Source organism: Psychrobacter jeotgali (genome assembly GCF_904846315.1).
In the GTDB taxonomy this organism is placed as follows: domain Bacteria; phylum Pseudomonadota; class Gammaproteobacteria; order Pseudomonadales; family Moraxellaceae; genus Psychrobacter; species Psychrobacter jeotgali.
This window is the reverse complement of the sequence record NZ_CAJHAF010000001.1, coordinates 544,430-558,949: the sequence shown is the minus strand read 5'-3', so window position 1 is coordinate 558,949 and position 14,520 is coordinate 544,430. Positions and strand designations below refer to the sequence as shown.

Annotated in this window: 10 protein-coding genes; 3 read left to right on the top strand and 7 right to left on the bottom strand. The window is 41.1% G+C overall.

The window, feature by feature from the left end:
- Complete coding sequence (locus JMX18_RS02275; protein WP_201583322.1) at positions 1-3,819, bottom strand: AAA domain-containing protein; 3,819 nt, start codon at positions 3,817-3,819, stop codon at positions 1-3.
- Complete coding sequence (locus JMX18_RS02270; protein ID WP_201583321.1) at positions 3,816-5,621, bottom strand: hypothetical protein; 1,806 nt, start codon at positions 5,619-5,621, stop codon at positions 3,816-3,818. Before JMX18_RS02270 ends, JMX18_RS02275 begins: the two co-directional genes overlap by 4 nt.
- Before the next feature lie 355 nt (positions 5,622-5,976).
- On the opposite strand from JMX18_RS02270, the gene JMX18_RS02265 reads away from it, so the two are divergent.
- Both JMX18_RS02265 and JMX18_RS02260 read left to right on the top strand, forming a co-directional pair.
- Positions 5,977-7,050, top strand: a complete 1,074-nt coding sequence (locus tag JMX18_RS02265) for an HNH endonuclease family protein (protein ID WP_201583320.1) — start codon at positions 5,977-5,979, stop codon at positions 7,048-7,050.
- 1 nt (position 7,051) lies between these two features.
- Positions 7,052-7,663: a class I SAM-dependent methyltransferase gene (locus JMX18_RS02260; protein WP_201583318.1), complete on the top strand. Its 612-nt coding sequence runs from the start codon at positions 7,052-7,054 to the stop codon at positions 7,661-7,663.
- A 111-nt stretch (positions 7,664-7,774) separates the two neighbouring features.
- Here the strand turns inward: JMX18_RS02260 and JMX18_RS02255 are convergent, their stop codons facing one another.
- Both JMX18_RS02255 and JMX18_RS02250 read right to left on the bottom strand, forming a co-directional pair.
- Complete coding sequence (locus JMX18_RS02255; RefSeq protein ID WP_201583316.1) at positions 7,775-8,839, bottom strand: ATP-binding protein; 1,065 nt, start codon at positions 8,837-8,839, stop codon at positions 7,775-7,777.
- A 39-nt stretch (positions 8,840-8,878) separates the two neighbouring features.
- Entirely contained in the window at positions 8,879-9,922 is a 1,044-nt protein-coding gene (locus JMX18_RS02250; RefSeq protein ID WP_201583313.1) for a WG repeat-containing protein, read from the bottom strand.
- Positions 9,923-11,006: 1,084 nt separating this feature from the next.
- Here JMX18_RS02250 and csx16 point away from each other — a divergent pair.
- Positions 11,007-11,315 (top strand): CRISPR-associated protein Csx16, encoded by a 309-nt coding sequence (gene csx16 / locus JMX18_RS02245; RefSeq protein ID WP_201583312.1) that lies wholly within the window; start codon positions 11,007-11,009, stop codon positions 11,313-11,315.
- Positions 11,316-11,417: 102 nt separating this feature from the next.
- Here csx16 and JMX18_RS02240 read toward each other — a convergent pair whose 3' ends face one another.
- The 3 genes from JMX18_RS02240 to JMX18_RS02230 all read right to left on the bottom strand — a co-directional run bounded on the left by JMX18_RS02240 (position 11,418) and on the right by JMX18_RS02230 (position 14,464).
- Positions 11,418-12,455, bottom strand: coding sequence for a Gfo/Idh/MocA family protein (locus JMX18_RS02240; protein WP_201583304.1), 1,038 nt, complete (start codon positions 12,453-12,455; stop codon positions 11,418-11,420).
- On the bottom strand, positions 12,455-13,225 hold the full coding sequence (locus JMX18_RS02235) for an SDR family NAD(P)-dependent oxidoreductase (protein ID WP_201583302.1): 771 nt from the start codon (positions 13,223-13,225) through the stop codon (positions 12,455-12,457). Before JMX18_RS02235 ends, JMX18_RS02240 begins: the two co-directional genes overlap by 1 nt.
- A gap of 84 nt (positions 13,226-13,309) precedes the next feature.
- Complete coding sequence (locus tag JMX18_RS02230; protein WP_201583300.1) at positions 13,310-14,464, bottom strand: tetratricopeptide repeat protein; 1,155 nt, start codon at positions 14,462-14,464, stop codon at positions 13,310-13,312.
- Positions 14,465-14,520: the final 56 nt, after the last annotated feature.

The window sequence follows — 14,520 nt, the reverse complement described above, 5'->3', positions numbered from 1 at the left end:
TTATATATTCCCTTCATACAAGCGTTGTAATATACGCATGGTTGCTGCCGGTTTTATACCATAACGCTGCCAAGCTAATGACATCACATCCAAGGTTGAGCGATTAAAAGGCTCACAACTTACCTCTTCAGTTTGTACATCTACCAGCCTATATTTTTGACTATCTCCATCAATAGGCTCGCCCATACTATTAATATGCCTTGCTACCTTTTCCAAATAATCTTTGGGCACATTCTGTATGTACCCACTTACTTGTCGATTATTGACGGTTAGCTTTACTTTCAAGGCACTTGATTTGCGACGCTTTACGCTTTCTTCATGCTTCGCTATCAAATCCAATATCACCGCTTTGACACGTCCCATGCCTTTTTTGCCGACATGATCATTCGGCAATTTCTCTGATAGAAGCTGCATCATGTACTGCGCTAGCCAGCGATCTATAATTTGACGAGCTATCTCGGCAGTTACTTGGGGCTTACTAATTTCTCTTGAATTACTTATAGCCTCTTTGACCCCTTCTTCAGTAATCGATCGTAGCGCTACTCGCTCAATTTTCTCGATAAGCTGTGGTTCTCTTTGTTTTGTATGGTGACGTAAATGCCAAGCGATGGTCTCACCAACGTTATCATCATCCGTAGCCAAATAGATTTTTTGGACACGTGACCCTTCTGTCAAAATCTTCTTAAGTGTTTTTTCTCCATTGGACGTAAGTTGATACTGAGGCCGCAACTGTTGCCCTGCTGTCTCAAATGAAGCATCTTCAAGATCCATATTAGTAATAGCACCCCCGGTGGCATACACAATATAGTCACTTTTCAAAATATTTTTAAGCGATTTGACCTTACCCGGAGCTTCCACGATAAATAGATAGTTTGGGAAAAGTCGCACGCCATAATTTGCCATATACCAGCCTAGGTAATGTATGGAATTAGTTGTTTGAAAGTTTTTGTTTCCAATAACTTCAGGACTGTTCAATTTATATAGTGTCGGTGACAAAAAGGCAATAAATGACTGTTTGGCACGAGAGACTGCCACATTTAAAAGGTAAGGCTGATCTTCAAAAAATAAGGTTTCGCTATCATCATGAGATTGTACGCCAGAGTAGATAATAATATCTTTTTCGGCACCTTGCAGCGTATGAATGGTATTGATAATGGTTTCTGCAATCTCTTGTTCTGGAATAACCTTACCTTGGGCACTATTCTCAGTCACTAAGGCATCTTGTATGCAATCTGGCTGCTTATTAAATGGGGTAATAATAGCCAGCATATCCTGCAGGCGTGGAACTTTGTCGTCATCTTTCAATAACTCTTGCCACTGTTTATAGTTCTCTAACACTAGCTGCGCAATCATTTCAGCTTCATCTTTATTTTGCTTAGAAGAACCACCGCCCCCTTTGCTAGAAGACCCTGTTGACTCTACATAAGCCATCGCCGGCAATCCTTCGTCTTTACGGTCTTTATCTAACGGTGGAATATAAAATAGCTTTTCTTCATATACCAATCGATTGCAATAATCGATAATATTTCGATAACAGCGATAGTGCCCACGAAGCATAAAACCTTTGCCTTGATAGTTTAAACTAGAGCTCTCTTGTACCACGTGCAAAAAACTACCATGCGATACCGATAGTTGCTGCTTAAATAAAACAGCAATCTGCTTTGATGAATAGCCATATTTTAACCAAATCAGATACTCATCAAAGGCTGAAACATCTTTTTGCGTATCAATTACAGGTGCCAATTGCAAAACATCACCCACAGAGATTAACCGCTTGGTCAACGCCGCTACAGGCAGTGCACTCATAATGGGCGCTTGACCCGACTCATCAGTGATGAGCAAATCAATGCCACCATACGCATAGTCTCTTTGCATTGCGCCGGGTGGGTAGCTTGTAATTTTTAGTAAGCTTGGTAAGCGATTGACGGTTGATATAATCACAGGTGTAATCATACATACCCGTCTTAAACCAGCGATTATGTTATCTTCGGTACGAGAAAAGTGTAAATTAGAGGCTTGATCAATAATAAATTGACCTTCCCAATAACGTGCTGCTAAATGAAACATTTGGGTGCGATACTCTAAGTCAATGCATTGCTCAATTAACAAGTTCAGCGCTGCTTTACGCAATACAAGTGGATAATACTCAGGCTTAATAGCTTCATCGCTTATTATTTCACGGCATACTTTTTCATAAACCTTTACGTCATCATGTTTATAAAGTTTTATTAAGTCTTCACGGGTGCTCTTAAGGGCTGACAGATGATGTTCTTCTTGATGCAGCGGAAATACTTTATCTAAATCAGCATTGTCTGAAAAAAGTTGCGCTTTAGCATTGTGCAGTGCATCTGCCATCTCAAGATAAGTATAAGACAATAAATGATGCAGACCATCAACGACTTGCTGAATATTAGTTGGTTCTGATAAGCCTCTTTGATTAAAAAATACCTTAGCCTTTTTTAAGTAATAAACGGCCAACTCATCATTGGCATACAAAGCGTTAAGGCGTTCCCCTACACCTTTCCATCCAAAATTATAAGGCTTGTCTTTGCCAGCAATAACCAAGATTGGAATCTGCTCTTTTTCTTTATGGCTTAACTTACCTTCAGCATTTTGTGAAGCGAAAAAACTACCGTAAGTTGGGCAATGTGGAATCCATCGCTGATACTCAAGTAGCCACTCATCATTATCATCTTGTACCACATCAGGAAAGGCTGAGGTGACATTTTTTACCGATTGATTGGTTGCGCCGCTGGCTACAATGATAGGACATGGCTCTTTTAGCAGCGCCGCTTTTACTACATAATGCGCAACCACTGCTTTGAGCATTGAGGTCTTACCACTACCCGGTGGTCCATTAACCGCCAGTACTCGCCCATAATCACTATTATGTGAATAGTTCTTATCTAAATAGGCAGCTGCTAATGAAGCATGCCGCTGAGTATTGTCTAAAGGGAATAACTCACGGTTATTAAACCGAGTAACTGGGTCATTGTTATCATCTGTGCCTCCCTTTTGAGTGTCCATATGACCGAGCAAATAGGGTATATCAGGATCATACTTGCCTCTTGCAGTGTTTAAAAAATTCTTATATAAATCGGCTGTACGACATTTAAATGCCTTATTTTGATTCGTTTTAGAAGGTGCATCATAAACACTCAATAGCTTAGGTAAAGGCGTTTGTTGATACGCACTAGCACCGTCAGACAGTAGACCTTCATATAATTTAAGCAAACTGTGTTTGGATTTATTATTCGGCTTTTCGACTAAAGACAGCTTCGCTTTTATCTCTTGACCTTTAAGCTGCTGTCGTATTTTTTCTTGCAATTCTCGTAGGGAGTCAACTTGACAGCTTGCATATAGATACCGGCACGCCTGATGAAACCAAGTTTGTGATGTTCCTACTTGTAGCGAATATGACAAACTTTTATAAGATAAGGACGTATCATTTAACTGAATTTCGGGGGTATCTTGATTATGCTCGCCTAAATAGTACTCGGCGTTTAGGGTAATTGTCTTAGTAATGCTTGGTAATAAATAAATGCTAGCCTGCCCACTCTCAGGTATATCAATGGTGACTGGAATGGCCAATACCACGTAGCCTTTTTTTGCTCCACGTTTAACAAACTCTAACAGCACATAATACTCTTGATCTGAATGAGCCGACGCTAGGTTTTTTAGATCGAATGGTTGGTTAAGCATCTCCGCCCAAGACTCGATATCGTTTGGAAAAGGAAGCGGTATACGCGCAAGATCATACAGCTTCCTCATCGAATCAAAACTCATTTGTTCATAAAATACTGGTAGCGTTTGACTCATTTTGTACTCGCTGAAATAAGTTCTTTGACTGTAACTCCCCACTTCGAGGCTTCAATACGTATCTTATAACGATATTTTTCTGGCTCACTAACTTGACTCATTAGATGATCCCAATCAATAAACTCAGCGCTATCGTCACTGTCTATAACAACAAAACTATATTTAGGCGTAGCTTTATACGGGGGTTTGTTGCCGATATGATCAGGTAGCTGTCCGCTATACTCGGCCAATACAACAACACTGCTACCAGCACCAATACTATGTTGATTTTCTTCGCTATCTTGCAAATAATCGACGCAAAATATGCGAACGGCCTCGGTGGTGAATACCGGAAAAGTGATTTCTTTAAAAGCTACCGATAGCTTTTTACCAATATCTAGCGTACGAAAACCCCGCACTATCAATAGCGACTTAGGAATAATGAGCGCTAGGTCTACATGTTTGCTACGTACCGAAGCAATAGCATGGTTTTTGAACGCGTAGTTTTTTTGACTGCGCTCAATCTTCATTACGTAATCAGGATAGTTATCATATCGGCTCCAAGTATTGACAACCCTACAATCCGCTCTATACGCTTTATCACTGTCTATACCTGCAAATAAACCTTTATCGATATCTTTAATTTGCCAAGGTTTTTTCGACTCTTCTCGTTTGATATGTAAGTCAAATTCAACACCCGAATGAATCGCATAAATTCCTTTCTTTACAAGCTCGCCTCTATCTACCAGTACCCTAATATAAGGAGGTTCTGTAGTTTCAAACAATGCCATATTTTCATCTTTTACAGTTTTCATTGCTATACAACGAAAATGCTCGTTATACTCATCTTGGGTAGCAATCGGCAGTTTGAAGTTACACCATTCTTCGTTCACATCGTAAGTTAAATGCACTTTAATCGTGTCTTCTGCTTGTAGGGTCGACACGTCTTTAATAAAGTGTTCAAGATCCGACTGCCAAGCATTCACATTCAAACTAATGCCCCTAACCCATGGCGTGACAAACCTGTATAACTTATATATTTTGCCCTCTTTTTTTATCAGTTCAGTTTGGACAAAAACTAGGCTTGCCATTGGCTGATTGTGAAGTTCTAATAATCGCTCAGGACTCACAAGCAAGCTGACTCTGGCTTCGCGCTCTTCATTAAATGTGATACTGGCGGGCAGTACGGCTTGCTTAGTAACGCTGTCGATACCTAGTTTTTTGATTAAAAACTTAGGTAACGTCACAGGTAAAAATGCTTTTTCATTGACATAATAATCAGCTAAATAAAAATCTGAATCGTCATTTTTCTTACGGATGTTGGTAACGATGCCGTTATTAATAAAATCAGGTTCAGGATCTTTAGTATGCCACTGCTGGATGACAAGCCCGTCACCTTTATGCTCGTTTTTATAAGAAAAAGTCACTACAACGAAGCTGTTGTAAAATATTCGATATAGCCAAGAATATACTGAGCTTCTAGACAAAATAATAGATTCATTACTTTGCTCTACTAGCAAATGAATACGACCATCTTCGAGCCGTTGACAATAACAGAGGTACTCAAGCTCTGACGATCGCTTATTGTATTGAGACAAAGGCAATAACTGATTAATATAGAGTCCACGACTACTTATATTAATACTGGCCCAATAGTGACTACCTTCTAAAGGAGCAGTATAGAGCCCGCCGCCTTCAATTACTTTATTGGACAGATAGGCGCAAAGCTCTTGACCATCTACTACAATATCAGCGCAAAAAGTACCTTTATGGTTTTTCTTTAACTGAATTTGGGTCATTATTTTACGCTGTGATACTATCAAGCCTTCTTCTTTTTTTTGAGAAATAACTATTGAATATAAACAAAGTTACTATCTTAATAGCCCTTTTTATAAGTAAGCGTTAAGTACCTTATGCATCAATTAATTCAACTTATGATGACAATTAACTTGATAAATGCTGCTTTTTAGAGTATAAACTTTTGATTACTTACAAAATATAAAGTTAACTACTACATGTATTACAGCATATATCTGCTATCTGCCTGCTTAAACATCGATTATTATAAGAACAAATACTGCTAGAAATTAAATGCCAGTGTTATACTAAATTTTTATAAAAAATAGTAAACTATTTTTGACAAAATATCTAGTCAGTATACAGTTTATGGAATAGCTTATGAACTTTATCGATGTCGAACCGACACTAGAGAACTACTGGCGCGCCATTATCCTATTTGGCAAAAATACCGCCTCCTATAAGTTTGCCCTCGCAAAAAGCCTGATTGATATCAGTTTAGAAAGGGACTCTGATTTAATTTCATTAGAAGACTTAGCGCTACCAAATGCTTTACATCTTTGTGAACATCTCAAGCACAGCCCTAAACAAATTACAGTTAAAAGCAGTACATTTCTTGAAGCGTGCTTAAACTTTAATAATGGATTAATCAGTAAAACTGATTTAATAGATATTACTCGAAAAAAAGGTTTTAGAAATGTATTGGACGCGTTTCATGTGGTCAATACCAAAGCGGTGAATGAGCGTTTTTTTGATGTGATTGATGAGCATTTTTTTATCGATGAGCGCAAACATAATAAAGGTATTCGCTTAACCGACAATCTATTCAAGCTATTTTATGTGTTTGATAATTCTGCTGATAACCTCAATCAAGAGACAGAGGCGCGCTGGAATTTGGTTGAAAAAGCGTGGGCGCTCAATATGAATAAAAACTTGTTAAGCGTCGAATACGATGACGCGACAAAACAGCTCTTTACTAAAGATGCTAGCTATCGGCGTACCGATATTACAAGCTCTCGCGGCGCGTTAAATGGCTATCAAAAAAGCCGTTGTTTTTATTGCTTTACGCCTATCAGTATTGCCTCTCATGACACTATGCTTGCTGACGTGGATCATTTTTTTCCGCATACGCTAAAGCCACAAGTAGCAAATGCCGGTTGCTGCCGTCCGGTGAATGTCGATGGCGTTTGGAACTTGGTATTATCTTGCACGGATTGCAATCGCGGCGAGCACGGCAAGTTTGCGCAAGTGCCTGCGCTACAATTATTGCAACGTTTGCATACGCGCAATGAATACCTGATTAACAGTCATCATCCACTACGTGAAACGTTAATCATGCAAACGGGTAAAAACGAGCGCGCGCGGCAGTACTTTTTGCAAAAGTCTTTTAACTTTTCAAAAGAACGATTAATTCATAATTGGCAACCTACGCCAAAAGCCAGTCCGTTATTTTAGTATGAATACTCAGTCCAATACGCTAGATTTTTACAATGAACATGCTCATGACTTTATTGAGCAAACTATCCATGTTGATATGGACGCGTTATATCGTCCCTTTATAAATAGCTTATCAAACTCTGATGACTCGTATATTTTAGATTTAGGCTGCGGCTCTGGGCGTGATGCGGCATATTTTGCCAGTCTAGGATATCGGGTAAGCGCCATTGATGGCAGCCAGCAATTGATTGATCGGGCAGAATCTCATCATATAAAAGATATTGATTGGCAGTGCTGCAGCTTTAATGATTTAGTAAAAAAGGATTGGCAAAACAAGTTCAACGGGATTTGGGCATGTGCGTCTTTATTACACGTCCCTTTTAATGAGTTATCTACTTTGATAAATACTTTATTAATGATGCTAAAAAAGGGGGGCGTTTTTTATATGTCATTTAAATATGGCGATGGTGAGCGCGTTGATAATGAGCGCTTTTTTTGTGATATGAATGAAAAGCGCTGGCAAGATATTAAACTGCACTTAGATAGTAGAATTAAAGATACGACTTGGCTAACTTTAGATCAAAGAAAAGATAGAGATAACCAGTGGTTTAATGTATTAATTAAGATTTAAAACTTTAGTTAAAAAAATCTAATGAGTTTTTCACATATTTGACTAGCTTAAAGAATAACTGTGAAAGATGATGTCACATTCTATGTGATTGTCGTTTAGACTAGATACTGCCTAATCATACGGCAACACTTTACACTTATCATCAAACAGCTTGAAGTTTTCTATCAAATCAAGCTCTCTCCCAGCTCTCATAATAGATAGACCAATGTTGTTCTTAAGTTTTTTACCCACCTCAGTATTGCCAATATATGAATTTGAGTCTTCGCGTAGCTTTTGAACCAGTTTATCTGAGATAGTTGATGAGCTTATTGTCACCATTCCTGTTTTACCATTATTGAGTACAATCTCAAAACGATCATAAAATGCCTTTTCAAACGCAGGTTCACTTATCTCTTGCGGATAGCCTTTGACACCTTTTAACGTAGTGTTCTCCATTAGCTGTAATGGGTCATTAGCAATAAAGGGAACATCATTTTCGAGTACGTATTCAGAGCCAAATAATGCATCTTCGGTTAGATAATATGTTTGGAAAACCACCTTGACATCATCATTGTTGATCATACGGCGATACATACGACCAATGATATCTTGGGTATTGCGCAACAAGGCAGTTGATGTTTTCCAGTGTAGTTTATCCAAATGACTCCACACCACTGCCGTACCAGATTTTGGTATCGCACCCTTAAATGGCAATGTTAAGTATTCAGGAAGTATCTGCTGGTGAGGATATAAAATATGCTCTTGTTTTTCTTCTTGGATTTTATTGATGTCCAAATATGTAGTGTATGGTAGCTCACTATCTTGCCAGCTATACACATCTGTTCTTCTACATTGTGAGATGCTTGAGTTTGGCAAGCCCATACCAAACTTACCCATACCTTTTAAGTCTTTACGATTTTGTGATGCTCCAAACTCTAAGGCTGCATGTAAGATTTCAGGTGGCATACCGTTGCCGTTATCAATAATGGCAATTCTATCGATCTGCTTACCACCTTGAGATCCATCAGTATTTTGAACTTGTTTTTCGTAGACAACAAAATAAACTTCTGTGGCTTGTGCTTGAATACTATTATCTATTAACTCAGCGACTGCATAAGCTGTGTTTTTATAGCCGTTATCACGCATAGACTCGATAACAACGGACGGGCTAATAAATAACTTATCACTCAATGACATGTCTTATCCTTTATATTGTTAGAGACGTTTAAAGATAACTCACCACTCAGAACTTGAGTAAGAAAAGTTAGGGTTACGCTCAGCTTCTATTTCATTCCATTCTGAGTAAGTTTTTTGGGACAAGACCTTGCCGCGCTTATCGAGTGTGTAGCGTGTGATACTGTCGTAGCCATCGTATGCACTAGCGCCCTTTGGATTGAAGTTATAGACATCAAGCTTGCCATTTTTATATTGACCATCGCCATCAGCAACGAAGCCTGCCATGCCTTCTACATACACCTGATCGTACTTTGGTGAGACAATGAGCTTACCCGTTTTATCAATCACGCCCCACTGACCAGTGTCATAATCACCTTTTTTGACCACCGCAAGCCCTTCTGAAAAATCAAAAGCCTCATCCCATTCGGCAGGAATGACAATCTTACCCGTGCGATTAACAAACCCATACTTACCCAGACTATAGGCATCATGATCTGTATTCTTTCTATATTTCGCCATATCATCTGAGTAACCATCAAGCCAATCAAATCTGAAAGGCACAACGGTTTTGCCTGATTTATCAATCACACCATATTTATCGCCTTGGCTCACGACGGCGACGCCATCTTTAAAGTCAGTAGCGTCTTTATAACGGTAAGGAATAACTTGCTTGCCTGAGGTGTCAATATAGCCGTATTTACCATCTTTATGTACCGCCAGCAAACCTTCACTAAAGTCGCGGTAGTCGATCATCATATCTTCAACAAACGCTTGATGTTTGATAGGTATTACAAGTTTACCTGCATCATTAATATAACCTTGCAGGTAAACATAGTCTTCATACTCTTGCATCTCATCACCATCAAAGTATCTTATAGTTCCCATTGTTCTTAATGAGACACGCGCGCGACCATCTGAAAAAGTACCACAATCATGATACTTGGCAGGTACAACAACTTTACCGTTATCATTTTTGAATCCACATTTAGTTGGTTCATCATCATGGCTTTGCTCAAATCTCTGCAAGTCTGCCATGGCAGGTAGCGTGGTCAATAAAGCACAAACACTAAGTACTAATGTTGATTTTTTAAAAAAAGTTGGCATAGAGGTCTCATTAGTCATAAACGAAAAGGATTGTGTTGCAAGAGAATGGCTCATGGTAAGCGTAGTGGCAGTGGACAGTAGTTCAATAATATCGTGTCAACAATAGTACCGAACTAAGTTTTAATTATCAATATAATCCTTCTAAAATATAAACTAAATATGCGCATGATTGATACCTCTACTCTTTAGGTGCTAGGTTAAACAATTCATAGGCAATAAAAAAAGCACACAACAAAATGCTGTGTGCTTTTTGAGCTATTAGAGCGACTGACATATCTGAGATTTTCTGTTCAGACTAACATACCAGTCTTTGAAAAATCCTATTTAAAGGATTTTTACTTGCGAAGCTAAAATTGACATGCAATTTTTATACGCCTGCGCGAGCATAGCTCTTGCCTTGCGCTTCGGATGAGTGTCTCCCAGACACTCATTATTCCTCGCTCACCTAAGAAATCGGGGAAGGTTTCAGACCTAGACTTTAATGAGAACCGCCACACTGTAGACAAGTCTTAATCCCCTAGAAATCGGGGAAGGTTTCAGACACAGTGAGTACTCTTCCTAGTCATGTATCTGAAAGTCTTAATCCCCTAGAAATCGGGGAAGGTTTCAGACTGTACTCCGGTTTTTATTATCAATAGAATCAATAACTTATAATCAATTTTTTAGCCGACAAAAGTTGGCTTAAAAGTTGATGTTTTTTTAACCAATTCTTAGCAACTAATTGATTAAAAATTGACCAATAATACGTCTGAAATGTTAAATAGTGCACCTTATCTTCATCAGATAATGTCTGAAACTATCCCTAATCACTTAGGAAGTGACAGTTGTTTGTCACTTCTCAATGTTAATAGAAGTCGCTTGGCTATGCAACTACTATTTTGACCCAGAGCTAATAACCATCAACGTGTAGAGCGCATGTTAGCAAGTCTCATAATAATATTATGCGACATAGTGGCATGGTGATATAGAGAGACCGTGACAAGCTTGCGTAAGTACGCTATTTGCACCACTGTCTGTATAATCGCGCTTTATTATCATAGTCGTTATTATATACAGTATAAAATCATCATCGATAGGAGAGATTATGAGTATCTATTTGGTCAGTCGTCATCAGGGCGCGGTGGATTGGATGAATCATACGGGTCATCACTATGACGCGCACCTGACCCATCTTACCGATTACGAAATGCTGACAGCAGGCGATACCGTCATTGGCTCACTACCTATCAATATCGTCGCTGACCTAAATGTACTCGGGGTGAATTATCTACATTTAAGCCTGTATATTCCAGAGCAGTTACGCGGTGTTGAGTTGACGGCTGAGCAGCTATCGGCGCTCGATGCTAAGCTTGAGCAATACGTGGTACGGCGCGTGAACTCTGACTGTCCATAACAGATGGCTAAGGTTTTATTAGATTTTAGTGACTGTCTGCTATTAGCTGTGCCTTATAGGACGTATACTCTTAACCGATTGATTATGATTGACATTGAATCATTAATAACGGCTAGATAAGGCGTAGGCTTGTTCTATCTTGAGCATAATCGGCAGCTGATCCCATATTATATTGTCATCCCAGCGATCGTGACGAATACGTGTAGAAAAGTCGGTCAATTGCTGCGCCATCGCCTGCTGCCACTCGCGAGAGGTATGATATATCTGCTCATCATCGACCCACACCCCTTCTCTATTAGCGCAGATATGCTGATTGCCACATTTGAGTACGATGCGCTCGGACTTTTTATAGCCGCCTTTATTATTTGGCTCGCCTTTTACCCAAATATCAACGCCTATCCAAGTGTTTTGTGAGCGTGCCATCAGCCAGCTGCGATCTTCATTTTCGATACCGTTATCGACTTTTTCGTCATGCCACATAGTTGCGGCGACGATATCAAAGTCGCCAATCAGATACATCAAGATATCGATCATGTGATAGCCTGCATCGAGTAACGCGCCGCCACCTGATACGATACGGTCACCGCGCCAGCCCAAATCAAACGACTGCGATGGATTAACTTGTCCTTTGCCCAAATGTAGATGGACATGTACCTCATCTGCGACAAGCTTATGGTCGCTTAAGTACTGTGCCAGATACACATAGCTTGGATGCGTGCGCCGCTGTATGGCCGTCATCAGGCCACAATGAGCATCGCTCGCCTGCTGCATAAACTGCCGCGCTTCTTGATAGTTACGCCCCAGTGGCTTTTCTTTTAAGATAGGCTTATTGCAGCGCAAGATATCAGACCAAATAGGCTGATAAGCATGATGCGGCAATGCCATGATAAAGGCATCAAAGTCTAGGCTTGAGGATAGTAACGCCTCAAGTGAGTCAAAAAATTGTATATCCGCTGTAGGGTAAGCGGTTCGTATCGCCTCCCATTGCGCGGTGCTTGAGTCGATACCTGCGATGATGTCGATGTCAGGATGGCTCAGCGAGGCGAGCAGATGCTCTTGGGCTTGATTGCCCAGACCAAAGAGTACGCAGCGCAATTTAGGTTGATTATCACCTATCGGCTGTATCATTTGCTTAGTCATCAGTGTCCCCACATCCCGCCGCACGTCATATCTAAGATACTGCCACTCATATAGCGGCTATGCTCACTTAATAAAAACGCAATACTCTCAGCGATCTCCTGCGGTGTACACAAGCGCTTAAGTAAGCTCTCAGCGGCGATCGCTTGCTGGCGCTCCTCGCTCCAGTCCGATGTCATCTCAGTGATGGTCGTACCCGGTAATAATAAGTTCACGCGAATATTGTATTGACCCAAGTTACGCGCGCAGCTGGTGGTCAAACCGTGCATCGCCGCTTTACTCGCAGAGTAGCTCGGCTTTCTGGCGCCGATGTATGCCACAGGTGAGGAGACATTGATGATACTGCCGCCTTTTGAGTCTTTGTGCATGCGCTCATAGACGCCTTTAATCAGACGATACGCTGGCGTGACATTGACATCAAAGGACATTTGCCAATCCGCCTCACTCAGGTTTTCAATACTATCGCCTTTTGAGATGCCTGCTAGATTGACCAGTCCCCACAGCGGCGGCATGGTATCTAGTATCTGATCGATCGCAGCGACCAAACCAATATCTTGTAGCTCGATGCACAGCACCTCGATACCGTCAAGCTTAGCTAGACGCTCAAGTCGCGGCTTATTATGATCAATCGCCAGTACCTGCCAGCCCAGTTCACAAAAGTAGCGGCAGCACTCGCGCCCCATGCCCCCCGCCGCTCCAGTGACAATGATAGTTTGTTTTTGTGAATTGGCTTTGCTACTGCCATTGACACTATTTGGGGTTAACATTTGCATACAGTCACGCCTTTATTATTTGATAATTATAATGATTGAGATAAAAAGCTGTCTAAATAAAGAAGATTTTAGATAAAGAGCTGTTTAGATAAAGAATAAACGCCACATCTCGGTGAGCGACTCTAACGACTCCTGCTCGGTGATAAGCGGCTGATACCCTGCATTATCAAGTTCGATGTTCGCCCAAGTGTTATCGACGACGATACTTATGTCAGGCGCGGCGATAGGCGATAGCTCAAGCAACTGCTGACACGGTGCATAGCTTGTAGATTCAGTCTGAGCATGAGCAGTATCAGCAGATAGCGCTTGCTGCAAGCGTAGCACCCACTGATACTCCATAGCAGCTGACTTGCCAAAGGCTGATAATGACGATGCTAGATAGTCATTGGCGAAGTGGTATTGCTGATAGCGTATCGCTTGGATAGCGAGCGCAGACAGTACAAACCCTGCTGGCACAAAAAGCGCCGGATGAGTCAACTCGGACAATAGCATCTTGACACGCTCAGGTAGGCATATATCTTGCTGACGCTCTAAATGCAGATAGCTTAGGCGTGACCAGCTATGCAGATAGCTGATCTTGGCAGACATATCTTCTGGATTGATACCCAGTTTATCGGTTGACATCTTGATACTGTTACGTAATAAGGTCTCAGCCCGTAGCCACTCCCCGTTACGCATCAGCGCTGATGCCAAAAAATTATACTGCTTATCAAGCTGCCCTTGCCCTAGTGGCATCAGCTGATTGGCGATTTGAAAGCACGCCAGCGCAGCGCGGGGCTGGTCACCTCGCAAATAAATCTCGGCAAGCGCGCCATAGCCTTTGGTCAGGCCAAAGTCATCACGCAACGAGCGGGCTAGTGATAGATAATATAGTGCCCAGTCTTGAGCCAACTGCCACTGACCACTACGTGTATAAACCTTTGCCATACCCAGCGCCGCATCATAAGCATAACGCTGCCAGTCGCTATCTGCGATACTGTGCTGAAAATACTCATACGCCTTGATATATTGCCCTTGAAAATAGGCACGCCAACCCTCGCAGCGCTGATAGACACTATCAGGCAGACTATCAGCATCATACTGTGCTGAGCGCAGTAGCAACTGACTCAGCCACGGCCGGATCTCATCAATGCCATCACCCGTTAACTGATGATAATACCGCTGTAGTTCATCATCGAGACCGGCTTGATGTAGGCGGCTGGCATGCGCTATCGCATCAAGGGCTTGGTAAGTCATCATAAGGATATCGCGCTCAAGTTAGTGGTGGGTAAAGGTCGCTGGCTGCTAAAAAACAA

Excerpts from the sequence above, each read along its gene's own strand:
- JMX18_RS02275 (WP_201583322.1), bottom strand. The coding sequence starts at position 3,819 with ATGAGTCAAACGCTACCAGTATTTTATGAACAAATGAGTTTTGATTCG.
- JMX18_RS02265 (WP_201583320.1), top strand. The coding sequence starts at position 5,977 with ATGAACTTTATCGATGTCGAACCGACACTAGAGAACTACTGGCGCGCC.
- JMX18_RS02260 (WP_201583318.1), top strand. The coding sequence starts at position 7,052 with ATGAATACTCAGTCCAATACGCTAGATTTTTACAATGAACATGCTCAT.
- JMX18_RS02255 (WP_201583316.1), bottom strand. The coding sequence starts at position 8,839 with ATGTCATTGAGTGATAAGTTATTTATTAGCCCGTCCGTTGTTATCGAG.
- JMX18_RS02250 (WP_201583313.1), bottom strand. The coding sequence starts at position 9,922 with ATGCCAACTTTTTTTAAAAAATCAACATTAGTACTTAGTGTTTGTGCT.
- csx16 (WP_201583312.1), top strand. The coding sequence starts at position 11,007 with ATGAGTATCTATTTGGTCAGTCGTCATCAGGGCGCGGTGGATTGGATG.
- JMX18_RS02240 (WP_201583304.1), bottom strand. The coding sequence starts at position 12,455 with ATGACTAAGCAAATGATACAGCCGATAGGTGATAATCAACCTAAATTG.
- JMX18_RS02235 (WP_201583302.1), bottom strand. The coding sequence starts at position 13,225 with ATGCAAATGTTAACCCCAAATAGTGTCAATGGCAGTAGCAAAGCCAAT.
- JMX18_RS02230 (WP_201583300.1), bottom strand. The coding sequence starts at position 14,464 with ATGATGACTTACCAAGCCCTTGATGCGATAGCGCATGCCAGCCGCCTA.